Source organism: Roseovarius sp. MBR-51 (assembly GCF_053628575.1).
Genome location: NZ_JBRJGQ010000010.1, coordinates 104,276 through 130,624 on the forward strand (window position 1 = coordinate 104,276; position 26,349 = coordinate 130,624).

The following is a 26,349-nucleotide window of genomic DNA, read 5'->3' on the forward strand; positions in this document are numbered from 1 at the left end:
GGAGATGACGAAGGGCCGCTCAGCCCTTCGAGGTTGGTTTCGGTGTGAGAATGGTCTTGGGGCTGTTGTTGGAGGCAAAGTCGGGTAATTCGCCAGTCCATTCGTAGGCCATCTCGCCCGGAGGGTTCTCGTACCAGCCGGGATCGGAGTAATCGTCCGCGTCGATGCCGTCCCGCACCTTCACGACCGAAAACATGCCGCCCATCTCGATGGGTCCGTACGGGCCCCAACCCGTCATCATCGGGATGGTATTGTCGGGTAGCGGCATTTCCATTTTTGCCATGTCCCCCATGCCGGACATGCCCATCGGCATGTATTCAGGCTGGAATTGACGGATCTTCTGGGTCAGCGGCTTCTTGTTCACCCCGATGAACGTCGGCACGTCATGGCCCATGGCGTTCATCGTATGGTGCGATTTGTGGCAATGGATCGCCCAATCTCCCAGATGATCGGCGACGAATTCGTAGGCGCGCATCGCACCTACGGGAATGTCGATGCTGACCTCCGGCCACTGTGCTTCAGGCGGCACCCAGCCGCCATCCGTGCAGGTGACCTTGAAGTCATAGCCGTGCATATGGATCGGGTGGTTCGTCATCGTAAGGTTCCCAACCCGTACTCGCACCCGGTCGCCCTTGTTCACGACCAGCGGATCGATGTCGGGGAAGATCCGGCTGTTCCAGGTCCAAAGGTTGAAATCCGTCATCGTCATGATGCGGGGTACATATGTCCCCGGATCGATGTCGAAAGCATTCAGCATAATCAGGAAATCGCGATCCACCGGCATGAAGGCCGGATCCCTGGGATGGACCACGAACATGCCCATCATCCCCATCGCCATCTGCGCCATTTCGTCGCCGTGGGGGTGGTACATGAACGTTCCGGACTTCACCAAGTCGAATTCGTAGACGAAGGTTTTGCCCGGCGGGATGCTTGGATGGCTCAACCCGGAGACCCCATCCATGCCTGAGGGAAGAATGAGTCCGTGCCAGTGCACCGTTGTGCCTTCCGGCAGCTTATTGGTGACGTAGATGCGCACCCGGTCGCCTTCGACAGCTTCGATCGTCGGGCCGGTGGATTGGCCGTTGTAGCCCCACAAATGCGCAATCATGCCGTCGGCAAGCTCGCGTTCTACCGGTTCGGCCACGAGGTGGAACTCTTTCACCCCGTTGTTCATCCGGTGCGGCAGGGTCCACCCGTTCAATGTGACCACAGGTGTGTAGTCCGGCCCGGAATTGGGACGCGCCGTGATCGCCGTTGCTGCGCTATCCATTTGGGCAGCTTCGGGCAGGCCCATGTTCAGGGTTTGACCCCAGGCTTTCGAAGAGACCAGCGTTGCACCTGCCGCGCCGGCTCCGAGTAATTGACGTCTATTTAGCATGTCAGTTCCTTTCAGTGTCCTGCGCCGCCACCGGCGGCAAGTGTCGCGCCTTCTCCACCAGCACCGCCACCGCCTTCGCCGCCGCCATAGATCGCAGCGGTCAGATCAGCCTGTGCCATGTAGAATTCGCGTTTTGCGTTTGCCGCTTCCAGTGATGCGCCCAGTTTCTCGCGCACGTCTGTCAGCAGCTCGAAAGTGTTGGTGATCATGCCGTTATAGGACAGCAGACCCTCTTCTTCGACGGTCGTGCGTAGCGGCACCAGAACGTCGCGATAGTGGCGGGCGATCTTATACGCGGCGTGATAGGAGGCTTCAGCACCACGCGCTTCGGACCGGACGTTGACGGCTCTTTCTGCCAGCACGTTGGCTGCTTGCAGGTACGACAATTCCGCCTTGCGCATCCGTGCCTTCCCGGTGTCGTAGATCGGGATTGCGAACTCCACCTCCACCTGAGGGGTGGTCACGGTCTCCGTTTCTCCGTCCTCAATTTCCCGCTCCGCTTCGAACCCGGCAATGAATTCGAGATCGCTGATAATGCGAGTCTGATCAGTCAGACCAAACGCTTTGGCCTGTGCTTCCAGGCCAAGTTTGGCAACGCGCAGATCAACCCGATTTCGCAATGCTTTCGCTTCGATGTCAGTCACACGGCCGACGGAACGCGGCAGCGCAGGAAGGGCATCGGGCACATAATAGTCGACTTCGGTGCCCCACAGCCCCATGAGCCTGGTCAGCTGCTCTTTGGACCGGGTAGCATTCAAGCGTGCCTGGGCAAGTTGTCCGGCGAGTTCGGCATTGAATGCCTGTTCACGGGCCTGCCCGGCTGTGTTAAGCGCGCCGGTCTCGCCCAGTCTCATCGCTAATTCCGATCCGGCGTCAGACGTCGCTTTCGCACGGCGCAGATAGCTCACGGCCTCGAAGGCGGCTACGGCATCGACCCATGCCTTCCGCGTCTGATTGGCCAGTGCGAGTGTGTCGTTCACGGCGCTCAGTTGAGCCTGCCGGAAGTTTGCGTCTGCAATGGCCGTACGCTGCTTGCGAGTGGTGGCATCGAGCACGTTCGACCGGATCAGTCCTTCGATCGCCCTGTAGGCACCCAGTTCGGGCGCACCGATGCCCAGTATACCGATTGCGACGATCGGGTTTTCCGGCGTCGATTGCTGCCAGGCCTCTGCGGCCGATAGGCCAACGTTCGCATAGGACGCCTGCAACCCCTTGTTGTTCAGAAGCGCGACCTGAACGGCGGTGTCCGCCGAAATGGTCTTGCGATGCACCATTGCGTGCACCTGCTTTTTCAGTGCCTCGTTTTCGGCCTGGGTTTCGGCGAAGGCTGTCCGTTTGCCAATGGCTGGTGTGACCTGGCTGGAAATATTGGCGAAGCCAGCTTTTGGTTCCGTGTAGATGCCTGGTACAGCTGTAGCACAGGCACCCAAGATTAGCGGAAAGCCGAAAACCAGCGGAAACTTCGATACCCGCATCAGTTGCCCTCCGTCTGTTCTTGATTGACGGAACGCCAGTCGCGGGGACCTGTAGGGCCGCGATAGGTGTAGCCCGCCAACGGGTCCTGATAGCTGATCGGCGATGAAACTGCCGTGTTGATGACGGCCTGTTGGGTCGCGACGGACGGCAACGGGGTGGGCTCATAGGCGCATGCGCCAAGCCCGAGGGCCGAAGCCCCCATAAGTAGATGAATTTTCATGAACGTGACCTGATTGATGAACATTGTCTCACGCAGAATTTGCGCAAGGCTCACACCCGACTTGGGTGCCGGTTCAGATCAGGAATCGAGGGGGCCGCAGAAACCCTGCTGTTTCTACCGAATACGTTTGACCGTCCAGAATGACATATTCACTTGTACCAACCGGCTCTGCTCTGATCTTGGTGTCTTCGATGAAGACGACAGAAATACAGATACCGTTGCAACACTCTTGGGATTGCTTCTCTTTGCCATCCTTGTCGGACGCTGCGATGTCGATGTCGCTTGTGACCTTAAGCTTCGTATGCGCGTGATGCGCATCGCTTCCAGTGTCATGGGTCTCGGCAGCACCAACGATACTAACAGACTTGGCTTGATGTCCGTCATGCATGCCGGACGCCGCGTGAGCGGCAGAAGGTGGTGAAAACACCAAGGCCAACGCAAACGCAATGCACGTAAACGCCTTGATCCAGCTTGATATGACAACTCGAAAGCTCATGTCCAAGACATCGGATACCGAAGCAATTCTGTCAATCCGTCCTGCGCGGGAAGGTTTGTCGCTTTTTTGTGAAACAGGCGGGATACGGCCACTGCAGCCAGAAAATGTTGCATATCAGAAACATATGAACAGCCAATACCTCGCTCCCGCTCGCCGGAGCGTTGCTGACGCGTCTTGTGCTACCGAACTTCAGCCAGTTTCTCGGCGCCATAGCCCGCGCCGCTGATCGCTGCGGCCAATGCAGTTTCATCCAGAGTGCTGTCGACGCCGACGATAGGTGCAGTCAGATCGCACGAAACTTTTGCATCTGGGTCGGCAGCCATGATGGGCTTTTGCATGGAAGCGGCACGATGGCCGCGATCTCCGCGCAGATTGCAATAGACCCTGAAAGGAGTCCGCCCACTCGGATAGGAATATTCCGTTCTGAAAATCACCGCCAGCGTAAGACATGCAGAAAAGCTACTTTCCAATGCTATCAACATTTCCGCAACTAGGTCCGGCAGTAACCTACCATTTGTTATGTCGCTCGGCCTGCAGTTGAGACATGGAACGCGGTTCAGGAGATTTCGAAACTTAAATTTCATTCGTCCCAAAGACCTGGAGCGAATGCTTGGTTCCCAAACGCAGGTTCAACATCCTCGATCTCAAGCCGTATATGTGCCAACGTTCTTACATGCAGAGGTTTTTCTCCGTCGACATGCCCGGTATTCAGTTTGTGAGCATTGTCTTGGCATTCAGCCTCGCAGCGTTACTGCCGGTCCTCTGCCTTTATATCTTGCTTTCGCCGGGCTTTGCAGCGGCTCTTGCCGCCGGCGGGCCATCGCTGGCCCGCTTTCTGAGGCAAGTTACGACCAACGGTCTGCCCGTAGTTTTTGCCGTAAACTATGTCAGTTTTTTTCTTTTCGCGGTGATACAGAAACCAAAGGTCGCCCGCCGAGATACGGCGTTTTTCGTGCTGGTGGATATCTTGCTCAGAGCCATTCTCTTTCCAAGCCTCCACGCATTGATCTACGTTTTGTCTGCCGACTGGTTCGAGTCATTCGGGGGCAGTCGTGCAACCGCGTTGTCGGTCGTTGCCCCAACCCTTGCGCGTTCGGCGTTTTTTGAGAACATCTCCGGAGTTTATCTTTATGCGACAATGATCAGCGCGCTGCCGCTATATGTTTCAGCTTTCGGGCAGTCGGAATTTCTTGGACCGACTGTTCGTCGCTTGCCAATAAAAGCGGGCTTGATGCTGCTCGCCTTGTTTGCGTTTGCCCTGTCGGTCGGATTGATCGCAATCGGTGCACAAGGCATCGCATACCTTCAGGGCTAGATGATGGCTGGCTATTCACCGTGGGAATGCGCGGCCTGAGGTGCCAACCATCGCGACAAGTAAACGCGCTCGAAAGCGAAGACAGCGATCATTCCGACAGCCGCATACAGAACGATCATTGGATCACTTTGAAGCTTCATTACGGTGAAAGCTGCCAATACAATTGCATCGAGAGAAAGCGCAGACAAAAGCACGATACTGGAGGCGCCAACTTCGGTTCGACGATAGCGGAACACGCCCCAATGTATGATCATGTCCATGACGAGGTAAAAGAAGGCACCAAGGGATGCGATCCGTCCCAAATCAAAGAGCACGGCCAGCGTCGAGGCGATAACGACTGTATAGACCAGCATATGCCGCTGGACAGCCCCGGACATGCCAAAATGGCTGTGCGGGATCATTTTCATCTCCGTCAGCATGGTCAGCATCCGCGACACTGCGAAAACGCTGGCCAGCACGCCGGATGCCGTGGCCACGGCCGCCAACACGACCGTCAAGTAAAAGCCGACCTGCCCGAGTGCGGGCTCAGCCGCCTGGGCCAGCGAATAGTCGCGCGCGGCGATGATTTCGTCGATTGTCAGGCTCGCGCCCACGCCAAAGGCCACAAGCAGGTAGACCACCACGCAGATCGCGATGGACAGCATGATAGTGCGGCCCACATTGCGGTGGGGATCGGTGATTTCGCCGCCGCTGTTGGTGATCGTGGTAAAGCCCTTGAAGGCAAGGATCGCCAGCGCAACAGACGCGATGAAGCCTGTCACTCCAAAGGTCTCGGCCGTTTCTGACGCGGCTGCGAACTGAAACCCGCTTGACCAGAGTGCTGCGATACCGAACAGCGCGATGCCCCCGATCTTGATCGCCGCCATGATTAGAGAGAATAGCCCGACGGAGCGGTTTCCTGCGATGTTGACCAAGAATGCGAACACGATCACGGCAACCGCCAGAACGGGCACAAGTGGCCCGCCCGTGATGTCGAAAGGCCGCAAGACATAAGTGGCGAATGTCCGTGCGACGAGGCTTTCCGCGATCACCATGCTGAGCGCCATCAAAAGCGCCGCTCCCGCCGCGACCGCCCCCGATCCATAGCATTTCTGAAGGATCATCGCGATGCCCCCTGCCGAGGGCCAGGCGTTCGACATCTTGATGTAGCTGTAAGCGCTGAAGCTGGTCACGATGGCACCAGCGATGAACGCGAGTGGAAATAGTGGTCCAGCCAGCTGGGCGATTTGTCCGGTCAGGGCAAAGATGCCCGCACCGATCATCACGCCCGTGCCCATGGCAACAGCTCCGCCAAGGGTGATCGAGCCTTCACGGTAGCCGTCGTTCCCATCGTGGTTTTTATTGTGTTTCTGCATTTCGATCTGCCTTGGTTGCTTTTTAGGTCGTTACGCCTCTGCGCATGCCCACCCGATAGGTTTCAGGCCGCCAGAAGTCCCGACCCTGGGCGTCTGATGAAATCGCGACTACTCCCGTTGCGAGGGTGCGCCGTAGATCCGCCGGGAAGTTTGCGAACGCCATGTGACTACAACGGCGGCCCCTTGCAGAGCGATAACTGACGCCACAAGGGCAACGAACGGCCATCGCGCCCAGTTCGGCTCAGGCATTTGGCGGTGAAAATCAAGAAAATGAAAGAACAAGAAATAGGCCGTGTGCAGCACTGCCAGCCACCACAGAACATAAGCGCCCTGCTGGATGTATTTCCACACGGACGTGCCAAGTACCCTTTGGCTGAAATTATTCGACGTACCGGCAAGCACAAAGCCGTAGAGCAGTGCCGCGATCCCAACCACATTGGCCAGCGCAAACCCGTGCTGAAGCATCACGTAGCGTTGCAGCTGGGGGTGAAACTCAAAACCGAACAGCCGTGCAAAATCAAGCTCGACCCAGCCGATCAGTATGATGATGGTATGCACCGTCGCCGCCAGAACCGCATAAATACCGAGCTCGCGTCGGTACGGCATGAGCTTCCGTAAAAAGGGCGCAGACGACAAGCGTGCGAGCGGCCCAATCGCCATTGCAGCAACGATGAGCAGCAGTGAAAGATCCCCCAGCGCTCGGTTGTAGCGGTGCATCTCCGACCACTCGGCACGCGAAGCAAGCAGCAGGTATCCCGTCAGCACGGACCTTCCTATGATTAGTACGTGCCGCAGAAGGGCGGGTTTTTTCATCATGGTTTCAGATACCGTATGTTTGCAGTCTTCCAAAGATGTTTTAGGCACGCAAATAACACATCAGATCGGCTTTCGCTTCCAATCAGCGTTCAACATTCTGCAGAGTGTTAACGTTTGGTATGAAAGCGGGAACCCGGCTGGCATACCTGTCCCAGCCAGCGCCGAACCGTTCTCGGCTGTCCTTCTCCTCGCCGCGGGCCAGCCGTGCGTACATCCAGACCAGTACCGGAAACATGGCCAGCGTCAGGAGGGTCGGCCATTGCACGAGAAAACCAAGCATGATCAGAACGAACCCCACATATTGAGGATGGCGAATGCGGGCATAGGGGCCTGTCGTCGCAAGCAACCCCTGACGCTGCGCATTCCACAGATGGTGCCATGCCACGGATATGAGCCAGAAGCCGCCGCCGATAAAGACGAAGCTCAGGAGGTGGAACGGCCCGAAATGCGGGTTCGATTGCCAGCCGAACATCATTTCGGGGAGATGTCCGCTGTCGTGGGCGAACCAGTCTACCTCCGGCCAGGTCGATTGCAGCCAGCCGGAAAGAAAGAAGATGGTCAACGGGAACCCGTACATCTCGGTGAAGAGAGCTACGACAAAAGCGCTGAACGCTCCAAAACTGCGCCAGTCGCGTTTTGTCTGCGGCTTGAAGAAACTGAAGGCGAAAATGATGAACACCCCCGAATTGATAAATACCAGCAGCCAGAGTCCATAGGAAGCACCTGCATCGGTCATTACTGGTCGTCTCCCTTTCCGTGCCCGTCGTGGCCTCCATGACCGCCGTGCATGAAGAAGTGCATTCCGACGCAAAGCAGCAATGGCAGCCAGATCAGCAATCCGCTGCTCAGGATGTGCACCCGGTGGTCGTAACCCAGGAGAAGGACGCCAACTGCCAGCGCAACGATCAGATAGATGCCGGCGCGTGATCGCCAGAATGAGGGCGGGCGGGGGGCATGCTCCGATTGACTTTGATTAACATGTGATGGATCAGGTTGATGGGTCACGTTGTGGCTTCCTTTCTAGATCTTTGCGCCGCGAAGGCGCAGCGAATTGAGCACCACCGATATCGACGAGGCGCTCATGGCGAAGGCGGCAAACATCGGGCTGATGAGGATGCCGAAGAACGGAAACAGCACCCCCGCCGCGACAGGCACGCCAGAGGCGTTGTAGATCAGTGCGAAGAACAGGTTCTGCCGGATATTACGCATGGTGGCCCGTGCGAGCCGCCGTGCGCGCACGATACCGTCGAGGTTGCCCTTGACCAGCGTGATGCCCGCGCTTTCGATGGCCACATCGGCCCCGGTGCCCATGGCGATGCCGACATCGGCCTGGGCCAGGGCCGGCGCGTCGTTGACGCCATCGCCGGCCATCGCCACCTTGCGGCCCTGCTGCTGCAATTCCTTGATGATCCGCGCCTTGTCCTCGGGCAGCACGTCGGCCCGGATCTCGTCAATGCCGAGACGTGCGCCGATCGCCTTGGCCGTGCGCTCGTTGTCACCGGTGGCCATGATGACGCGGAACCCCAGTGCATGCAGGTCCTTGATGGCGGCGGGCGTGGTCTCCTTCACCGGATCGGCGACAGCGACGAGACCCGCGATCTCGCCATCCAGCACCACGAACATCACCGTCTCGCCCTCGTCGCGACGGGCATTTGCCTTGGCGGTCAGGTCGCCGGCCTCAAGGCCAAGGTCCCGGATCATCGCCAGGTTGCCCAATGCGACCACCTTGCCGCCCACGACGCCCTTCACGCCCTTTCCTGTGACCGCCTCGAAGTCGTCCGCGTCCGCCATCTTCACATCGCGTTCTTCCGCGCCGCGCACGATGGCCTCAGCGAGGGGGTGTTCCGATCCGCGCTCCAGCGATGCGGCGAGACGCAGGACCTCGGCCTCGTCGTGACCGGGTTGCGGCAGGACGGCGACAAGCTGCGGCTTGCCCATCGTCAACGTGCCGGTCTTGTCGACGATCAGGGTATCGACCTTCTCGAACCGCTCCAGCGCCTCGGCGTTCTTGATCAGCACCCCGGCCTGGGCCCCCCGCCCCGTTGCCGTCATGATCGACATCGGCGTGGCGAGGCCGAGCGCACAGGGACAGGCGATGATCAACACGGCGACAGCCGAGATCAATGCGTAGGACAGCGCCGGGGATGGCCCCCAGACCGCCCACGCGATGAAGGACAGGACCGCGATACCGATCACGGCCGGAACGAAATATCCCGCCACCTTGTCGGCATACTTCTGGATCGGTGCGCGCGAGCGTTGCGCGTTCGACACCATCTCGACGATCTGCGCGAGCATCGTGTCGGACCCGACACGCGTCGCCTCCATCACCAGAGAACCGGTGCCATTGATCGTCGCGCCGGTCAGCGGGTCGCCCTCGGTCTTCTCCACCGGCACAGGTTCACCTGAGATCATGCTTTCATCGACCGAGGACCGGCCGTCCAGCACAACGCCATCGACCGGCACCTTGTCACCGGGACGCACGCGCAGCCGGTCCCCGACCTGTACGTCCTCCAGCGGTATCTCCTCTTCGGACCCGTCGTCTCGGATGACCCTCGCGGTCTTGGCCGCCATGTCGAGAAGCGCGCGGATCGCCTTGCCGGTGCCTTCACGGGCGCGCAATTCCATCACCTGGCCAAGCAGCACGAGCGTCACGATCACCGCCGCCGCCTCGAAATAGACGCCGACATGACCTTCGGCGTCGCGAAATCCGTCCGGGAATATGCCGGGTGCCAGAACGGCGACGACGCTGAAGAGCCAGGCCGCGATTACCCCCATACCGATGAGGGAGAACATGTTGAGATTCATCGTCCGGAACGAATTCCAGCCCCGAACCAGAAACGGCCAGCCGCACCAAAGAACCACCGGGGTCCCGAAAACCAACTCGATCCAGAGGGTTGCGCGCTCGCCGAAAATCTCGCGCACTCCCGGAAAGCCGAGATAGGGACCCATGGTGAGGATCAGAAGCGGAATGGTCAGTACCGTGCCAACCCAGAAACGCCGGGTGAAATCCACCAGTTCGGGGTTCGGGCCGTCGTCCATCGGGACCCCGGACTCAAGCTCCAACCCCATTCCGCAGATCGGGCAGGAGCCGTGCTCGACCTGGCGAACCTGCGGGTGCATCGGACAGGTGTAGACAGCGCCGTCATAGCCCTCCGGGACGGTATCATATCTGCCGTCCGCCGGGGCGGCACCAGCGTGATGGTCATGACCGTGGTGATCATGCCCGGCATGGTTGTCGAGCTCCGCCTCGGGCACAAGATGCATCCCGCATTTCGGGCAATCGCCCGGACCGTTCTGCCGTACCTCAGGGTGCATCGGGCAGACGTAAATGTTGGATTCGGTTTCATGTGCAGCATGGCTTACTTGGTCGTTCATTCGGTTGTCCTCTCGGCGGGATTCGGGTCCAGCCTAATTGTTCCAGCAACTGGAAGGTCAAGGGCTGTCACGACCGAAAGGATCGCTTCGGCCAATAGACCGGCAATTCCGATCGCATTCGTTGGATGGGGTATGGTGTCGGTGGTGATGATTCTTGCCGCACCAGCCGACAGAATGGCGTCCTGAGCGCCGTGCGCAAAGACCGCATGGATAGCCAGGCAGACAGGCGCGGCGGTTCCAGCCGCAAGCAATCTTTCGACGGCGCGTGCCATCGTGACGCCGGAAGATGCGATGTCGTCGAGGATCACTGGCGTACCTTCGTGCAGCGCCGCGCTTTCGGGCACACTGACATCGACACTGCGGTCACCGGATCTCACCTTGCGCAAGACCTCATAGGGCCGTCCGGCCAGCCGGGCCACCTCGGCGACCCATTGCTGGCTTTCGCTGTCAGGGCCCAGAAGAACGGCGTCTGGCAGGTTCGTGCTGATCCAGGTCGCAAGCAGCGGGGCGGATACGGCGCGTATGGCAGGCATCGGGAAGACATCCTGCAGCCGCGCGATGCGGTGCAGATGCGGATCGACACTCGCCAGCCAATCGAAGCTTTCCCCCAGGAATTGCGCAAAGAGCGGCGCGCTGACCGCCTGCCCGCGCTCGAAGCGGCGGTCCTGCCGCATGTAGCCAAGATAAGGCGCGATCAATCCGACGCGACGCGCGCCCATCTCGCGCGCCGTCGCCGCGGCGAAGCGCAAGGGCAGGGCAAGCCGGTCGGGATCGCGCAAAGTCGCCAGAAATGCCACATCGGCCCCGTCCAGATCGCCGGGCAGCGAAATCAGGCTTTCGCCATCTGGGAAGTGGTGCCAGTCGAGAGCGAGCAGGTCCGCCCCAAGCGCGGGTGCCAGGTCTTCGGCAAGCGGCCTCATCTCGGGAAACGCGACAAGGATCATGACACTGCCTCGGACAGCGTCAGCACCCCGGTCTGGGACTCCGCGTAAGCCAGGGCATAGGCCAGTTCGCCTGGTGTCTCGGCATGAAGCTCATAAAGCGGCTGGCCCTTGTCCACCCAATCCCCGATCCGCACCAGAAGGCGGATGCCGGCGCTCTTCTGACGCGGGGCCCCGGCCAGCTTGGCGATGCGTGCGATGCGTCGGTTGTCGATGGCGGTCAACTGGCCCGCATGAGGGGCGCGTATTTCGATCTGCTGCGCTGCGGTTCCGGGTTTGCGGAAACCGCCCTGTGCCGCGCAAATTGCCATGAACTTTGCCTCCGCTGCACCACTATCGAGAAGCGCCTGCGCGCGGTCCCGCCCCCGCCCAGCAACGGCGTGCGGTGCGAGGTCCAGAAGATGTCCGGCCAGATCCAGCGCCCGCGCACGCAGGTCGCCAGGTGCATCCGGCGCGCGCCGCAAAACCGCGAGCACGTCGTGCGCCTCCAGCGCCGGGCCCATGCCACGTCCCACCGGGGCCACGCCATCGCTGATATGTAGCGCCAGGTTCAGACCCAACGCCTTGCCCACCGAAGACAGCCGTATCCCGAGTGCCTCCGCCGCTCCGGCAGACCGCACCTTGGCCGTTGGTCCGACCGGCATGTCGATCAGAACATGGGTGGCACCGGCGGCCGCCTTTTTCGACAGTACGCTCGCTACGAGTTGACCGGTGGAGTCGAAATCGAGGGGGCGTTCGACACGGATAAAATGATCGTCGGCAGGACTGAGGGCGAGCCCGCCACCCCAGACGAGGCAACCGCCCTCGGCTTCGACCACCCGGCGCAGCGCGGCGGCGTCAAGCGCGACGGGCGCCATCACCTCCATGGTGTCGGCGGTTCCGGCAGGCGATGTGATCGCACGGCTCGACGTCTTGGGGATCAGATGCCCCGCCGCCGCGACGATCGCGACGACGATGGGTGTCGTCCGGTTGCCCGGCAATCCGCCGACGCAATGCTTATCGAGGACAGTGTGCTGCCCCCAGTCGAGCGTCTGCCCTGCTTCCTTCATGGCGCGGGTCAGCGCCACGGTTTCGGCCTCGTTCAGCCTGTCGCCGGCGCAGGCGGTCACGAAGGCGGCAAGGTCGAGATCCGATAACCGGCTGTCGAGCGTGTCGCGCACGATCGTCGCGAACCCGGCCCGGTCCAGCCGCTCGCCATAGGCTTTCGCCCGGATCATAGACGCCGAAGCGGGCGGTTCAGGGTGCGAGAAAGCGGCTTCGTCTCCAATCTCAGCGCCAAGCGCGGCCCAGGCGGAAACGGACAATGCCGCCTGGTCCACGGCAAGCCATGCTCCGCGGCGGACGACATTCAGGGTCGCGATGATCCAGCGGTCCTTCAGGTCGATTCGTATGCGTGTCTGGGCAGCAAACCCCTCGGAACGGCAGACGTGACAGTCTTCATGCATGTAGACGACCGGCTGCCGGTAGGTGTCGATGCGGGAAGAGACCAGGGCAAGCGTTTCGGTCATCGCGGCCTGTCCAGGTAGACGGATTCGAGATGTTCGGGCACGCGCACGGATCGCCCTAGCTCGTGTTCGACGCGGAATCGCAGGGTGTCGGCGGTGACAGGTTCCCCATGGGTGAGATAGGTCATCTCGGGGGCGGGACCGGCGGACATCCAGCGCAGGATCTCATCGGCATCGGCATGTCCGGAAAAGGACTGGAGCTGAACCACTTCGGCCTCGATCGGGAACTCCCGTCCGAACATGCGCAATGTCCGCGCGCCCCCGGCCAGCGCCGCGCCACGCGTGCCGCCGGCCTGGAAACCGGAGAGCAAGATCGCGTTCCGCCGATCGCCGCCGAAGCTGGCCAGATGGTGCAGGATACGCCCGCCGGTCAGCATTCCGCTGGCGGAGACGATGATCATCGGGCCCTGGCGCGTGTTCAGCTCCTTGGATTGCTCGACCGTGTTTACCCTCTTGGCGATCTCGAACATCGCAATGCAGTCTTCGCGGCTGACGTGGTGCTCGGCGTGATGACGGTGATAGATCTCGGTCGCATTCACCGCCATCGGGCTGTTGAGGAACACCGGGACATAGGGAATATCGCCGCGCTCCATCAATCGCGCAATGTGCAGCATCAGCCCCTGCGCCCGTCCGACGGCAAAGGACGGGATCAGCACCGTGCCGCCGCGGGCAAAGGTGCGTTTGAGGATCGGGGCCAGTTCGGCTTCTGGGTCCACGTCGGGATGGGACCGGTTGCCATAGGTGGACTCGCAGACCAGAACATCTGCTCCGCCGAATGGCTGGGGCGGTCGCATCAGCGGATCGGGATCATGGCCCAGATCGCCGCTGAAATGGACAACCCTGCCGCCGACCTCAAGCCGGATCTGCGCCGCCCCGAGCAGATGCCCCGCCGGAATGAAACGGGCCGCGATGCCGTCGCCTAAATCTATTCGCCGGTCGAACGGTTGAAGATCAAAGCGGTCCAGCGCGGCCTTTGCATCCTTGAGCGTATAGAGCGGTTTTGGCTTCTTGTGTTTGGAATATCCCCTCCGCGCGGCAAAGCGCGCCTCTTCTTCCTGGATATGGCCGCTGTCGGGCAGAATAAGCCCGCACAGATCTGCCGTTGCTTCTGTGCAAAGAACCCGCCCGCGAAACCCCGCCCGGATCAGTGTCGGCAGATATCCCGAATGGTCCAGATGAGCATGGGTGAGCAGCACAGTGTCGATGGTGTTGACACGCACAGGGAAAGGTTTGCGATTGCGCGCCCGCAACTGCTTGAAGCCCTGGAACAGCCCGCAATCGACCAGAATGCGCCGCCCCAGGGCCTCGACCAGATAGCGCGATCCCGTCACCGTCCCGGCGGCGCCAAGAAAGCGCAGTTTCGGACGTGCGGTCGGGATCACGTCGCTGTTCCCCTTGCCGCGATGGCGTTGTAAAGGCCGCCGAAGATCAGCGCGGCGTACCAACCGTAGAGAAAGCTCTCGACCAGCCCGATGATGAAGCCCACCGGGGTCAGCCAGACGAAACCGGGCAGCAGACCGGACCAGGTTTCATACATTGCATAGGCGGGAAAGATCAGATCGAATGCGATGCACACAAGGTAGGTCAGCGCCAGGAACAGGCTCAGCGCCCAACCAAGCGGCACAACCGGCAGACGCACACGCCCTGCCCCGGCAGGCCCGCCCATGACGCAGGCCCCGCACGTCATGCGCAGGGCCAGGAAAAGGATCACCGCGACTGCGGTGAAATAGAAAATGGGCATCATGGCTTTCTCCCTTCTTGTCGTGGATCCGGACGGAGCGCGAACACATCCGCTGGACGGCGCCGGTTCAGGATGGGCGCACCAAGCGCCAGACGCCCATCCTGCGGTGGCTTTGCCTCGGCCCTAGCCGCAGCAGCAGCCGGATTTGGCCGGTTTTGCCTTTGCGGGTTCCGCGACCTGCGGTTCGACATTTGCTTTCGGCTGCGCGTCGGTCTTGCCACCGCAACATCCGCCCTGTTTTTGCTGTGCTGTGTCTTGCGTCTGAGAAGTTGATCGGTCGTCCATCTGGACCTCCTTTTGTTTGGTTTCGTTCTATAGACGCGCCCCGACCGGAAGCATTACAGAAATTGACAACCTGTCGGTCTTCGTTAGTACAGGAGCAAGTGTATCGCTCTGCCGTAGGAAGGCGTCGATATTGCAGACAGAGTTACTGCATCCCGGCAGGCTATCGGCTGACCGGTGCCATAGGTTACAGCAGCCGCCGCGCGGCCCATCCGATCACCTCGAAACCTCGCGCGCGCCAGCCGCGGGAATGCCAAGCCCGAAGAGTGACTTCGCGGGCATCCGAAAGATCTTGCAGATATTGGGCCTGCAACTGCCCTGCCAGCACGCGGTCATGTGCGACCAGAACCAGCTCCTGATTGACGAACAGGCTTCGGTAGTCGAGGTTAGCTGACCCGATGATCGACCAGCCTGTATCGACGACCGACGTCTTGGCATGCAATGGACGGGGCAGATACTCGTAGACCCTCACGCCCGCCGAGAGAAGCTGCGCATATGCCGCCCGCGTCGCCCAGCCAGCGACCATAGGATCGCTCGTGCGAGGCACCAGCAGACGGACGTCCACGCGGCGACGCGCGGCATCCTGAAGCGCCCGGTCGACCACGGTGCCCGGACCGAAATAGGGCGACGTCAGATAAACGCAGGTCTGTGCCATCCCGATCAGTCCCGCGTGCAGACAGGCAAGCCTCTTTTGACACTTGCGCGAATAGCTCGGTACCAGCAGTCCTTCGATTGCGTCGGCCTCTTCGGGAATGGCGTTTGATGGAAGCGGGCGGGCGTCCTGCCAGGCCGGGTTTATCTGCGCAATGTGAGTCAGATCCCGTAAGCCCAGGCCGGCAGTCGTCCCATATGGACCTCAACCATCCTGACACCGGGCACGTTTTCGACGGCAACCCGGATCGCATTCTCCTCGAAATCGCTGTCGGCGACACCCCAGACGGCGACATTCCCCTTGTCCACCGTGTAGTTGATGAGGTTGACCGCTGCACCGGGCACTTCTTTCAGAGCCTCTTCAATCTTCGCACGCAGCACGCGGTCGTCCTCCGACGGCTCCGGCAGCGCCCCATCCTGAAGCGCCGACAAGGCGTGGAGCAGGTTCGCACGGCTGACGATGCCGACCACTTTGTCGGATCTCACCACCGGCACGCGCTTGATCCGGTGCTTTTCCAGAAGACGCGCGATTTCCGCGACATTCGTATCCTCTTCTACCGAAACCACATCCCTTGTCATCACGTCTTCGACCCGGTGGCTTTTGAGCTTCACGAAATCCTGTGCGGATTCGCTTGCCCCGCCAAGCACCTCGAGCCACCATGACCGGCGTGGTCCGTCTGTTTCGCGGACACGCCGCATGAGGTCGCCTTCGCTGACAAGTCCCTTGAGGTCGCCCTCGGCGTCAACGACGGGCAGCGCGCTGATATTGTGGTCGAGCATCAAGCGTACCGCGTCCTCGATTTGTCCCTCCAGCGGGACCGAGATCACCGATGTTGTCATGATATCCTTGGCGAGCATGTCATAGTCTCCTTCTTGAGTTTTGGCTTGTTCAGCACGTCAGGTGCCGATAACGAGTTGCAGGTCGTCGCCCAAATCGTAAGGTGGGATGTCGAGGTTGCGTGGGGCCGGCCCCTTCCGGATCCGGCCCGAGGTGTCGTAATGCGATCCGTGGCACGGGCAGAACCAACCGCCGAATTCGCCGACCCATCCTGGCCCAAGGGGATACAGCCGAGATGGGTACAGACACCGATAACGACCAGCCATTCGCCATCCTCGCCCGCCGCGCGGTTCTCATCCAGCGCTGGCTCCTCGCCACTTGTGTTCGGATTCTCGCCCGCTTCGTCAACAGGATCGGGAAGCTGGTCGAGATCGACGGCCCGTGCAGCCTGGATCGCTGCCTCAGACCTGCGCCAGACAAAGACCGGGTGGCCCTGCCACTTCACGGTAATACGTTGGCCCGGTTCGACGCCGGAAAGATCAACCCTGACCGTGCCGGACGCGGTCACGTCGGCCGAGGGGTTCATCGAATTGATCAACGGCCAGACCGCCGCGCCTGCGGCAATCGCGCCGGTTGAGGCCGTTGCATAATAAAGGAAATCGCGGCGCTCTGTTGCGGGCAATTGATTGGTTTCGTCAATGGTCTGGCGCATCATGATTCCTCCGATTTGACGTTCATTTTGGCTGCGGCGACAGGGCTTTCGACGTGAACACCCGCATCGACATGCAGCACCTCGCCCGTGATGCCGCCGGTATAGTCGCTGGCGAACAGCAGGGCGGCGCGGCCCACCTCGTCGGCCGTGACGTTGCGCCGCAATGGGGCAACTCGCGCGGTCGCGTCCAGAAGACCCGCAAAGCCGGTCAACCCGGACGCCGCGCGGGTCATCACGGGTCCCGCCGAAATGGCGTTGACGCGGATGTTCGACGGCCCGAGTTCGTGAGCCAGATAGCGCACGGTGGCCTCAAGCGCCGCCTTGACCGGCCCCATCACGTTGTAATTCTCCACCACACGTTCGCCACCCAGATAGCTCAGAGTGATCAGGCTGCCGCCGCTTTTCATCAGGGGCTCGGCAAGATGCGCCATGCGGATCAGCGAATGGACGGACACATGCATCGCTTGGGAAAACCCTGCAGCCGAACAGTCAGTCAGGCGGCCATGAAGGTCGCCGGGCGGCACGCTGCCCACGGCATGAAGGATGAAATCCAATTTTCCCCAGCGGTCCGTGATGGCGTCGAAGACAGCGTCGAGTTCGTGCGGCGCATTCACGTCACAGGGCAGCAGGATCGGCGCTTCGAGACGTGCAGCTAATGGCACCACATGAGGTTTGGTGCGCTCATCGACATAGGTGATGGCGAGCTCGGCACCCGCTTGACGGAAATGCAGGGCAGCAGGCCACGCCAGACTGCGATCATTGGCGATGCCGACAACCAGACCCTTCCGGCCGGACAGATCAAGCAGTTCCGCAGGATCGCAGCATGCGTCGAATTCAGGCATCCTCCGACACTGCCTCGGTATCGGCGGAAGCTTCGGACTTCTTGTCGTGCGCACCATGACGCTTGGCCGACTTGCCATGTTTGTGTCCGCCATGTCCGTGCCCGAAAAGGTGCATTGCGGCCATTCCGCCGAAGACGAGAACCAAAACCCAGTTTTCAAAAAGCCATTCCATAATTGTTCATTCCTTTTTTTGATGAGGCCGACGGTTTTTCCGCCTGTGTGGTTGCTGCGGCGAACGGGAAATTGCCGAACATCGCGCCAAAGACATGGGTGATCCAGGCATCGCGTCCCTTGCGCCATGCGCCTATACCCTCGCCGGTGCGCGCCGACAGCGCACGCTCGGCCACGATCGCGGGGTGGTCGTCCGGCAATGGTGAGCGCGTCTCGCGCAGCGTTTCGGCGGTGGACTTGATCAGGGCCATCCACGGGTTCACCTGTTCGGAGAACATCGTTCTGGTCCAGCGCATGGGGTGCAGCGCACGGAGCGCCTCAGCGCTGGCCGGGGTCGTCGCGGCGCGGATCCAAGGACTGACGAAAATCGAATAGACCGCCTCGTTGATCCGCGATATCTGCGCCACTTGTTTCAAGGCCGCATCGTCCGATGCAATGCCCAGATCATCGACCTCGCGCGGTTCGAATCGCACCTCAAAATCGCCGGTCTCGCAGTCCGGGTCACCCGACGGGTTGTCGATCACCATCTCGTAGAGACCCGGGGAAAGGGCCTCGACATCGTCCAGGCTTTCCAGAATCGCACGATGCTGGAGCCGCGCGACGGAGCCGGAGACGAAGATGCCCAGATGCCCGACACGCGGATGCGTCATATAGACGATGCGCTGCCCGGCTGCCTTGAGCGCATCGGTATCGGGATAAAGCTTGCCAATCCACCCCATTGCCTGTTCGGGCGGCGTGATGTTGTCACCGTCCGAGGCGAAGATGATCAGCGGATTGCTGATGCGCTTAAGATCGACGGTGCAATGCGCATCCAGCTGCATCTCGCCCTGTTCCAGCCGGTTGCCGATGAACAGGTTCTGCGTGATGCCGAGGATTTCCTCGCGGCTGAGCGTGTAGTAGCCATTCCACCAGCGTTCGAACTCAAGGAACCGCTCGCGTTCGGTGTCGGCATGGGCAAAGAGGTTCGCGTATTTGTCCCAGATCGCCTTTTCGGGTTGCAAGGTCTCAAAATTCTGTGCCAGCCAGGCACCGTCGAACCGCCCGTCCCCCAGATCGGAGATCATATGGGCGGCCCATGCCCCGCCCGACAGTGCGCCCATCATCCGCATCGGGCTGCTTGCCGCCTCGCCCGACCAGTAGCTGAGCGGCGAGCCGTTCAGTACAATCGGACCGGTCAGACCGTCGCAATCCGCCGCCAGCAGCGTGGCCGCCCAACCGGCCTGGCAATTGCCGTAGAGCACGGGGCCTGTGTCCGGGTGACGGCGAGCGACCTCGGAGACGAAGTCGCGCAAGGCATAATGCACATCCGACAGCGTCTGACCTGGCATGGGCTCGGGGTAGAAGATCACGAAATAGACCGGATGGCCCTCGTGCATCGCCATGCCGACCTCGCTGTCGCGCTTGAAGCCGCCGATACCGGGCCCGTGCCCGGCGCGCGGATCAATGACGATCACGGGCGGCTTGGCCTCGTCCACGCAATCGTCCCAGCAATCGTCGCCGACCCGCGTGATCCTGAGCAGCGCGTAGTTGGCCGACCGCTCAAAGGTGCGTGCGTCCAGCAGCAGTTCGTAATCGAAATCCAGAAGCGGCGGCATGCCCTGCCGCTCATGCGCGATCATATTGTCGGCGCGTTCACGCAGCGTGTCGAGAAGCAGCACCCAGCGTTCAAAGGCGTCTTGGACGTAAGGCACGTTACTAGCGGTCGTTGCGTTACCGGAAACGGGTGCAAGAAATTGTTCCGGGGTCACTGTCGCAAGGCGCAGGCTCTTATTCATCATCAGCTTCCTCTTGATTGGTAGTGTCTATGGAGGGTCGTCCAGCGAGCATCACACGCACGAAATCCTTCGCCACATCCTCGCGCAGACCGGAAAGGAGATAGGTCGCATCGCGAGACGCAATACCCAGCGCGCGTGCCGCAAGCGTCGGGGGTTGTTTCATCACTTCCACACGGTTGAACAACGCGCGTGCCATCGGGGCATCTGCGTACGCGGAAGTCTCGGCACATGCGCAGGTCATCCGGGATAAAAAGACGCGAAGATCGTCATCGGATGATGGTTGACGGGGTACTCCCGAGTTCCAATCCGACGTGATACGTGGCATGTTCAATTTCTCCTGCGGTTGTGCCTTCGGGCACACTCACAGAAGAAGACGCTGGATCATGGAAATCGTTACAGACCCGACTTCGCTGCGATCAGGATAGTTGTCCCTCTTCTTCGCAATCAGTCTCGTGTTTGTCGTTCTCGCAGCCCTCGGGCGGACAGTAACAATCGTCCCGGTCCTCTTGGCAGCACTTGCCGCAATGCGTTGTAAGCGCCTCGCGCAAAGCAGTGCGTGCCCGGTGTAGCCGGACACCAAGTGCGTTGCGGTTAAGCCGCAGATCGGCTGCCACGCTTTCGCGATCTTCTTCGCCGAAATCGATGCGCCGGATCAGTTCGGCATCCGCCGGGCGCAGTTCGGAAATCAACCCGCCATGGCAGGTGCACAGCCGCGCCATCTGTGAGGGCGCATCGGCAATCCATTCCTCTGGTTCGCGCGCCGCCGCCGCCGCCAGCCGGCTACGCCGGGTCCCTTTGCGGTAGTGATCGTTCAAAGTGGACCGCAGGATTGTGTAGAGCCACGCATCCATTCGTTCGACCTCTCGGAGCTGATCCTTGCGTGACAGCACGCGGATGCAGAAGTCTTGCAGGACATCCTCTGCATCTGCGCGGTTGCCAAGCCGTTTGACCAGAAATCCCATAAACGCTCCGCGCCCGTCCAACAGGGCGCGTTCCGGCGAAGCGTCGGGCACATCGGGCTTGCCACTGTCTTGCGATGCCATGATGTCTCTGCCCTTTCCAAGAGGTTTGCGAAGGTGCGATCAGCGCTGATTCGAGCATTGTCTCTCTAACGTACAATGCGCGCAGTCATTCTAAGAACAATTTGCCCCTCCGCGCGTCACTCTGAATAAGCAACACACATTCGTATCGAAGCAAACAGGCTTTCGACGAAGACAATAGCCAAAACGACCGTTTGAAAACAGGTTAACAGGTTGTTCTGTATTATCGACCTTGAGACCGCCGTGCTCCCTTAAGATTGACGAACACGATCCCCAAAATGACCAGCGCAATACCGGAAAATTGAATCCCGGACAGGCGTTCCCCGAAAAACAAGGCACCAATTGAAAGACCGAAGATTGGAACAAGAAAGCTGAACACAATCGCCCGGTTCAGCTCAACTGCCTCCAGCACGGAAAACCAGAGCCAATACACCAGCGCTGAGCCGAACAGGGCCAGCCCCAAAAGCGATGCCGTGAAGACCGCGTTCCATTGAATGGCGTTTTGATCTTCCAGCGCGAGGGCTGCGAACGCGAGCGGCGCGCTGCCGATGAGCAACTGTAACCCCATTGCAAAAAGCCCGTCCACTTTGCCGGCGATGGACTTGATGGCCACGTTGCTGATGGTCACCCCAACCGCGGCCAAAACGATATAGGCGAAACCGATGGCCGACCCCTCTTGCCCTCCATCAAGCAATTGCGGCAGCGCGATCACGAGGATTCCCATGAATCCGATCGAAAGGCCGACCCAACCGACCTTCGGCAGCCTTTCGCCAAGCCATACAACACCCAGTATTGCGGCCAGCAGCGGCTGCGCGTTTGCGATGACCGTGGCGAGGCCCGGAGACACGAATTCTGCTGCATGAAACATGCCCAGAAATCCCAAACTTGTCGCACCAATCCCGACGATCCCCAAGGTCAACCACGTGCGCCAACCGCGCGGGAATGGTCTGCGCAAAATCATGGCCAGACCCACCAAAGTTGCTCCGGCCAGAACTGCGCGCATTGTCGCAAAAGTCAGATGCGGCGAGTATTGCAGCCCTGCCGTGATCAACGGAAAGCACGCCGCCCACAGGAACATGGCCAAAACGATTTTGGTTATGACAGTCGGCGACATCGAGATTTCCTTTCCAAGTCAGAAGTGGCAGGAATTGCAGAAATTTTCCGATGTGCCAACTCAGGGGCGAAGTAAGAAGACGCTGCGGCAGCCGAAACCTTACGCATTCCTGGGCATACGCCCGTTGGCCCGGGTTCCAAAAGACCGCGCCTGTGCATACCCAACAGCAAAACCACCAACAATCAGGTCACCCGAAGCACCCGAAAAAGTGTAACGTTCTCGATGGTTCGGCGTCTTACTTTTCAGAGGTGTATCATGAATCACGACCCGAATGATCGGTTATCCACAGCAGATCAGCCCAACACAGCCGCCAAGGATGCGGACATCGCTGTCCGTCGCTCGCTGGTGGAAGGTCGGCAGCATATCCTGAATTTCCTGCGTCGGCGACTGGGAGATCCGGAGGCAGCCGAGGATGTCCTGCAAACGTTCATGCTGCGCGCCATTGACCGCTCCGAGCAACTTCGCGATGTGCGCGCCGTTCGTGGCTGGCTCGGCCAGATTCTGGCGTCGTCCATCGCCGACTACGGTCGCAAGGTTTCGCGAAGGCGCCAGAGGGAGGTAGTCATGGCCCCAACCGACCTGGACAGCGTCCAAAACGGGTTCGACGAAGAACTCGACGAGGCGATATGCAATTGTCTGTACAAGCTGTTGCCGACGCTCAGACCGGAATATGCCGAAGTAATCTGGCGCGTCGATCTTCAGGAGCAGCCGCGCGATGCTGTCGCCAAAGACCTTGGCATCACCTTGAACAACATCACGGTCCGCCTTCACCGGGGTCGGCAGGCGTTGAAGACAAGGTTGGAACAGATGTGCCTGACCTGCCCGGTTCATGGCTTTCTCGATTGCGATTGCGACGCAGCGGAAAAGGCCCGCGCTCGTTTTCAAGCGATGAAGGACGACGCCGGAGCGAAAACGACGGACTGAGCCCCGATGTGCTGGCCCTCTCTCACCGGCGTGTCTGCAATTCACGGATCGCGTTCTATTGTCCGCCAGCGAGGACACGCCGATCCGTTTTCCAAGGGTTCCGCCTACGCACGCCTGTGCACCGCGGGCACCGTGTCGGCAGGCCGCTGCGCTGTAATGAACCTTGTCATCTTTCGTCTGTTTTATCAGAAAGCGGCGGTTGACGCCGCCTGCCGACAAAAAACAAGACGGAGCAAGCGATCATGTCCAATAGCGAAACCTCTCCCGACGAACGCTTTGAACAAGAAGGTAGCCGGATTGAAACCGGACGTCTCGCACCGGGACGGGCGGCCATGTGGTTGCTCGCCAAATCGCTGCGACGCCTCGTTCAAAACGGACGCCTCACCATCTACGATCCCTGCGGCCAGACGTGGCATTTCGGCCCCGGCGGCGAACCCGCCGTTTCCGTCCGTTTGACCGAAAAGGTGCTGCCTGTGCAACTTCTGGTGAACCCCAGCATTGCACTTGGCGAGGCTTATATGGACGGGACGCTGCGCATTGAAACTGGCAGCCTGCGCGACCTCCTCTCGATCTGCATGACCGACATAGATACTATCGACGCATTGCCTGGCAGACGATTGACCCGCTGGCTGGACGCATTCCTGAGCCGCAGGCTGCATCATAATCCGATCAGCCGGTCTCACGCGAACGTGGCGCATCACTACGACATCTCGACCGAACTCTACGACCTTTTTCTGGATGCGGATCGACAATACTCCTGCGCCTACTTCCCGATCGGGACCGAAACGTTGGACGAGGCCCAGGCCTTCAAGAAAAAGCACATCGCAGCAAAGCTCTTGATGCGACCCGGTCTGGAGGTTCTCGACATCGGCTCGGGCTGGGGCGGGCTGGCGATGGAGCTTGCCCAGCAACACGAGGCGCGCGTGACCGGGCTCAGCCTCTCGACCGAACAGATTGCCGCTGCCCGCGAACGTGCCCAGCAAACCGGCCTGTTTGATCAGGTGGCCTTTGAACGGCGCGATTACCGCGAAGAGCATGGGCTATACGATCGCGTCGTGTCCGTAGGTATGTTCGAGCATGTGGGCCGCAGCGGATTCGATGCGTTTTTTACCACCCTTCAGCGCGTTCTCAGGCCCGATGGCGTCGCACTTTTGCATGCGATCGGCAGGATGGCGCCCAAAGGCGGCAGCGATCCGTGGATCCGCAAATACGTCTTCCCCGGGGGCTATCTGCCCACGCTGTCCGAAACCATCGCGGCAGCAGAGCGTGCGGGAATGTGGGTCACGGATGTCGAGGTCCTGCGGTTGCATTATGCCGAGACTCTGCGCCACTGGTCCGAACGATTTGCCCAGGAACGCGAAACAGCGCGCATGCTTTACGACGAGCGGTTCTGCCGTATGTGGGAATTCTATCTGGCTGTCTGCGAAATGGCGTTCCGGAATGGGCGGTTGATGGTCTTCCAGATCCAGCTTGCCAAGCGCCGTGATGCGGTTCCGCTGACCCGTGACTATATCGCCAAGGTCAAGGCAGGCGAATCCGCCTGGGATATTTCGACCGGCACAGAATTCACGAGAGCGGGATGACTGACATGAGACCTATCAGAGTTGCCGTAAACGGATACGGCGTGATCGGCAAACGTGTGGCAGACGCAGTGGTCGCACAAGAGGACATGGACCTCGTTGGCGTGGCGGATGTCACCTCCGACTGGCGCGCCCGCATGGCGCGCGCGAAGGGTTTCGCGCTTTATGCCGCCGACCCGGATCGCACCCCGGCCAGGCGAGAGGCCGGCCTTGACGTGGCCGGAGGGCTCGACGACCTGCTTGCTACCGCAGACATCGTGGTGGACAGCACGCCCAAGAAAGTGGCTGTGCGCAATGTGGAAACCTATCGCGAAAGAGGCATCCGGTTCATCGTTCATGGCGGCGAAAAACACGAGGTGACCGGCCATTCCTTTGTTGCCGAAGCAAACTATGCAAGCGCGATTGGGCGCGATCGCACCCGCGTGGTGTCCTGCAACACGACGTCGATCGTCCGCACCCTCACAGCGCTGAAAGTTGCAGGGCTTCTTGGCTCAGCGCGCGGAACGCTCCTGCGGCGCGCCACCGACCCGTGGGAAAGCCATCTGGGTGGAATCATGAACACGCTTGTGCCCGAACCCGATATTCCCAGCCATCAGGGCCCGGATGCACAAAGCGTCGATCCCGATCTCGACGTGATCACGATGGCCGTGAAGGTGCCGCAGACCCTTGCCCATCTGCATTATTGGTCGGTCAGGATGCCGCGCAAGGCGTCCAAAGACGAGGTACTCGAAGCGTTCCGCGCCTCCTCCCGCATCGCGTTGATCCGGATGGCGGACGGGCTGGGCGCACTTAACGCGGTCAAGGAGATGATGGCCGATTTCGGGCGTCCCAACGACAGCCTCTATGAGGTGGCTCTGTGGGAGGACATGCTCAAGGTCGAGGGCGACGAATTGTACTATGCCTACATGGTCGACAACCAAGCCATCGTGATCCCCGAAACCATCGACGCGATCCGCGCCCTGACGGAAGCCGAGCGAGACGGATCGGCGTCGATTGCGCGTACGAACGCGGCGCTTGGGGTCGGGACATTTACGGCGACCTGACAGCCCCCTAGCAACAGGTTCCAAACCCATAGGGCAGAGACCCGATCAGCCCGCCGACATGCCCCCGTCGATGGGATACTGCGCTCCCGTGATGAAGGCGGACTCGTCGGAGGCGAGGAACAGGACCAGATTGGCGATTTCTATGCTTTCACCATAGCGACCCAGCGGAATCGTGCCGGCAAGCTGTTGCTTCACTTCGTCGCCGTGGCCGGGATTGAACCCTTCCTCCAGCGACCGCATCATCCGCGTGTTGACCGGCGAGGGATGCACCGAGTTGACACGCACGTTGTGGCCTGCGACCTCTATCGCGGCGGCGCGCGTCAAACCGACAACGGCATGTTTCGACGTGATATAGGGCGCGACGTTCGGGCTGCCCTTGAGGCCCGCGATCGACGACATGTTGATCACGCTGCCCGATTGCTGCCCAGTCATCACGGGCAAGACATGCTGCAACCCAAGGAAAGCGCCGCGCACATTAACCGCCATCACGCGGTCAAAATCCTCGATCTTCTGATCGACCAGCGGCGCGACCATGCCTTCGACTCCGGCGTTGTTGAAGAACACGTCGATGCGCCCGAACTTCTCGACGGTCTGCGCGACGTATCTTTTGCAATCTTCGACCGATGAGACGTCGGCGGCGATTGTCAGCAGGTCGTCCGGATTGCCCAGATCCCCCGCAGCATCCGACAGGTCGTCAACGTGGAGGTCCACAAGCGCAACCTTGGCCCCCTCACTCAAGAAAAGCCGGGCGGTTTCCAGACCGATGCCTGCCGCTCCTCCAGTGATCAGGGTGACTTTTTCTGCCAGACGTTTCATCGA

General features: G+C 60.4%; 28 protein-coding genes and 1 pseudogene. 5 read left to right on the plus strand and 24 right to left on the minus strand.

Translation table 11 applies throughout. The features are described from left to right. Positions 1 to 19: 19 nt before the first annotated feature. The 5 genes from ACSSVY_RS15565 to ACSSVY_RS15585 all read right to left on the minus strand — a co-directional run bounded on the left by ACSSVY_RS15565 (position 20) and on the right by ACSSVY_RS15585 (position 3,893). Positions 20 to 1,378, minus strand: a complete 1,359-nt coding sequence (locus ACSSVY_RS15565) for a multicopper oxidase family protein (RefSeq protein WP_102106004.1) — start codon at positions 1,376 to 1,378, stop codon at positions 20 to 22. A gap of 11 nt (positions 1,379 to 1,389) precedes the next feature. Next, positions 1,390 to 2,853: a TolC family protein gene (locus ACSSVY_RS15570; RefSeq protein ID WP_099911350.1), complete on the minus strand. Its 1,464-nt coding sequence runs from the start codon at positions 2,851 to 2,853 to the stop codon at positions 1,390 to 1,392. Then, entirely contained in the window at positions 2,853 to 3,098 is a 246-nt protein-coding gene (locus tag ACSSVY_RS15575; RefSeq protein WP_232279254.1) for a hypothetical protein, read from the minus strand. The genes ACSSVY_RS15570 and ACSSVY_RS15575 overlap by 1 nt, the downstream gene beginning before the upstream one ends. A 49-nt stretch (positions 3,099 to 3,147) precedes the next feature. Next, positions 3,148 to 3,570, minus strand: coding sequence for a hypothetical protein (locus tag ACSSVY_RS15580; protein WP_008282876.1), 423 nt, complete (start codon positions 3,568 to 3,570; stop codon positions 3,148 to 3,150). Positions 3,571 to 3,749: 179 nt separating this feature from the next. Further along, on the minus strand, positions 3,750 to 3,893 hold the full coding sequence (locus ACSSVY_RS15585; RefSeq protein WP_162655212.1) for a hypothetical protein: 144 nt from the start codon (positions 3,891 to 3,893) through the stop codon (positions 3,750 to 3,752). 287 nt (positions 3,894 to 4,180) lie between these two features. On the opposite strand from ACSSVY_RS15585, the gene ACSSVY_RS15590 reads away from it, so the two are divergent. Then, positions 4,181 to 4,885, plus strand: a complete 705-nt coding sequence (locus ACSSVY_RS15590; protein ID WP_230802100.1) for a hypothetical protein — start codon at positions 4,181 to 4,183, stop codon at positions 4,883 to 4,885. 11 nt (positions 4,886 to 4,896) lie between these two features. Here ACSSVY_RS15590 and ACSSVY_RS15595 read toward each other — a convergent pair whose 3' ends face one another. The 18 genes and pseudogenes from ACSSVY_RS15595 to ACSSVY_RS15680 form a co-directional block, all read right to left on the minus strand. After that, the gene (locus ACSSVY_RS15595) at positions 4,897 to 6,240 is read right to left on the minus strand and encodes an APC family permease (RefSeq protein WP_454270540.1); all 1,344 of its coding nucleotides are present in this window, start codon (positions 6,238 to 6,240) and stop codon (positions 4,897 to 4,899) included. Positions 6,241 to 6,348: 108 nt separating this feature from the next. Beyond that, positions 6,349 to 7,053, minus strand: coding sequence for a ferric reductase-like transmembrane domain-containing protein (locus ACSSVY_RS15600; RefSeq protein ID WP_198133622.1), 705 nt, complete (start codon positions 7,051 to 7,053; stop codon positions 6,349 to 6,351). An 85-nt stretch (positions 7,054 to 7,138) separates the two neighbouring features. Then, on the minus strand, positions 7,139 to 7,792 hold the full coding sequence (locus tag ACSSVY_RS15605) for a methyltransferase family protein (protein ID WP_008282881.1): 654 nt from the start codon (positions 7,790 to 7,792) through the stop codon (positions 7,139 to 7,141). Then, positions 7,792 to 8,061 (minus strand): DUF2933 domain-containing protein, encoded by a 270-nt coding sequence (locus ACSSVY_RS15610; RefSeq protein ID WP_037298741.1) that lies wholly within the window; start codon positions 8,059 to 8,061, stop codon positions 7,792 to 7,794. Before ACSSVY_RS15610 ends, ACSSVY_RS15605 begins: the two co-directional genes overlap by 1 nt. Positions 8,062 to 8,076: 15 nt before the next feature. Beyond that, positions 8,077 to 10,431: a copper-transporting P-type ATPase gene (locus ACSSVY_RS15615; RefSeq protein ID WP_008282883.1), complete on the minus strand. Its 2,355-nt coding sequence runs from the start codon at positions 10,429 to 10,431 to the stop codon at positions 8,077 to 8,079. Next, the gene (locus tag ACSSVY_RS15620) at positions 10,428 to 11,375 is read right to left on the minus strand and encodes a ribose-phosphate diphosphokinase (RefSeq protein ID WP_008282884.1); all 948 of its coding nucleotides are present in this window, start codon (positions 11,373 to 11,375) and stop codon (positions 10,428 to 10,430) included. Before ACSSVY_RS15620 ends, ACSSVY_RS15615 begins: the two co-directional genes overlap by 4 nt. After that, positions 11,372 to 12,880 (minus strand): thymidine phosphorylase family protein, encoded by a 1,509-nt coding sequence (locus tag ACSSVY_RS15625; protein ID WP_008282885.1) that lies wholly within the window; start codon positions 12,878 to 12,880, stop codon positions 11,372 to 11,374. The genes ACSSVY_RS15620 and ACSSVY_RS15625 overlap by 4 nt, the downstream gene beginning before the upstream one ends. Further along, entirely contained in the window at positions 12,877 to 14,259 is a 1,383-nt protein-coding gene (locus tag ACSSVY_RS15630) for an MBL fold metallo-hydrolase RNA specificity domain-containing protein (RefSeq protein WP_008282886.1), read from the minus strand. Before ACSSVY_RS15630 ends, ACSSVY_RS15625 begins: the two co-directional genes overlap by 4 nt. Further along, on the minus strand, positions 14,256 to 14,621 hold the full coding sequence (locus ACSSVY_RS15635) for a DUF5676 family membrane protein (protein WP_008282887.1): 366 nt from the start codon (positions 14,619 to 14,621) through the stop codon (positions 14,256 to 14,258). Before ACSSVY_RS15635 ends, ACSSVY_RS15630 begins: the two co-directional genes overlap by 4 nt. Before the next feature lie 466 nt (positions 14,622 to 15,087). Further along, the gene (locus ACSSVY_RS15640) at positions 15,088 to 15,555 is read right to left on the minus strand and encodes a phospholipase D-like domain-containing protein (RefSeq protein ID WP_454270541.1); all 468 of its coding nucleotides are present in this window, start codon (positions 15,553 to 15,555) and stop codon (positions 15,088 to 15,090) included. 158 nt (positions 15,556 to 15,713) lie between these two features. Beyond that, positions 15,714 to 16,409 carry a CBS domain-containing protein gene (locus tag ACSSVY_RS15645; RefSeq protein ID WP_008282889.1) on the minus strand — a complete coding sequence of 232 codons (696 nt, stop codon included), beginning with the start codon at positions 16,407 to 16,409 and terminating at the stop codon, positions 15,714 to 15,716. A 39-nt stretch (positions 16,410 to 16,448) separates the two neighbouring features. Further along, positions 16,449 to 17,044: pseudogene (gene petA / locus ACSSVY_RS15650) on the minus strand (ubiquinol-cytochrome c reductase iron-sulfur subunit). Next, on the minus strand, positions 17,041 to 17,883 hold the full coding sequence (fabI, locus tag ACSSVY_RS15655) for an enoyl-ACP reductase FabI (protein WP_008282891.1): 843 nt from the start codon (positions 17,881 to 17,883) through the stop codon (positions 17,041 to 17,043). Before fabI ends, petA begins: the two are co-directional and overlap by 4 nt. Beyond that, complete coding sequence (locus tag ACSSVY_RS15660) at positions 17,876 to 18,055, minus strand: hypothetical protein (protein WP_008282892.1); 180 nt, start codon at positions 18,053 to 18,055, stop codon at positions 17,876 to 17,878. The genes fabI and ACSSVY_RS15660 overlap by 8 nt, the downstream gene beginning before the upstream one ends. After that, positions 18,039 to 19,832: a DUF3141 domain-containing protein gene (locus ACSSVY_RS15665; RefSeq protein WP_454270542.1), complete on the minus strand. Its 1,794-nt coding sequence runs from the start codon at positions 19,830 to 19,832 to the stop codon at positions 18,039 to 18,041. Before ACSSVY_RS15665 ends, ACSSVY_RS15660 begins: the two co-directional genes overlap by 17 nt. Next, entirely contained in the window at positions 19,822 to 20,154 is a 333-nt protein-coding gene (locus ACSSVY_RS15670) for a hypothetical protein (RefSeq protein WP_180287451.1), read from the minus strand. Before ACSSVY_RS15670 ends, ACSSVY_RS15665 begins: the two co-directional genes overlap by 11 nt. A gap of 91 nt (positions 20,155 to 20,245) precedes the next feature. Next, positions 20,246 to 20,872 (minus strand): RNA polymerase sigma factor, encoded by a 627-nt coding sequence (locus ACSSVY_RS15675; protein ID WP_230802091.1) that lies wholly within the window; start codon positions 20,870 to 20,872, stop codon positions 20,246 to 20,248. A gap of 220 nt (positions 20,873 to 21,092) precedes the next feature. Next, positions 21,093 to 21,947 (minus strand): DMT family transporter, encoded by an 855-nt coding sequence (locus ACSSVY_RS15680; protein ID WP_454270543.1) that lies wholly within the window; start codon positions 21,945 to 21,947, stop codon positions 21,093 to 21,095. On the opposite strand from ACSSVY_RS15680, the gene ACSSVY_RS15685 reads away from it, so the two are divergent. The 4 genes from ACSSVY_RS15685 to ACSSVY_RS15700 all read left to right on the plus strand — a co-directional run bounded on the left by ACSSVY_RS15685 (position 21,946) and on the right by ACSSVY_RS15700 (position 25,530). Continuing rightward, entirely contained in the window at positions 21,946 to 22,197 is a 252-nt protein-coding gene (locus ACSSVY_RS15685) for a hypothetical protein (protein WP_162655213.1), read from the plus strand. The two genes, ACSSVY_RS15680 and ACSSVY_RS15685, sit on opposite strands and share 2 nt — an antisense overlap. A gap of 41 nt (positions 22,198 to 22,238) precedes the next feature. After that, on the plus strand, positions 22,239 to 22,907 hold the full coding sequence (locus tag ACSSVY_RS15690; RefSeq protein ID WP_008282897.1) for an RNA polymerase sigma factor: 669 nt from the start codon (positions 22,239 to 22,241) through the stop codon (positions 22,905 to 22,907). Positions 22,908 to 23,149: 242 nt separating this feature from the next. Beyond that, on the plus strand, positions 23,150 to 24,490 hold the full coding sequence (locus ACSSVY_RS15695; protein WP_099911744.1) for an SAM-dependent methyltransferase: 1,341 nt from the start codon (positions 23,150 to 23,152) through the stop codon (positions 24,488 to 24,490). 5 nt (positions 24,491 to 24,495) lie between these two features. After that, positions 24,496 to 25,530 carry a type II glyceraldehyde-3-phosphate dehydrogenase gene (locus ACSSVY_RS15700; RefSeq protein WP_454270544.1) on the plus strand — a complete coding sequence of 345 codons (1,035 nt, stop codon included), beginning with the start codon at positions 24,496 to 24,498 and terminating at the stop codon, positions 25,528 to 25,530. A 45-nt stretch (positions 25,531 to 25,575) separates the two neighbouring features. Here ACSSVY_RS15700 and ACSSVY_RS15705 read toward each other — a convergent pair whose 3' ends face one another. Beyond that, the gene (locus ACSSVY_RS15705; protein ID WP_008282900.1) at positions 25,576 to 26,346 is read right to left on the minus strand and encodes an SDR family NAD(P)-dependent oxidoreductase; all 771 of its coding nucleotides are present in this window, start codon (positions 26,344 to 26,346) and stop codon (positions 25,576 to 25,578) included. Between the last annotated feature and the right edge of the window lie 3 nt (positions 26,347 to 26,349).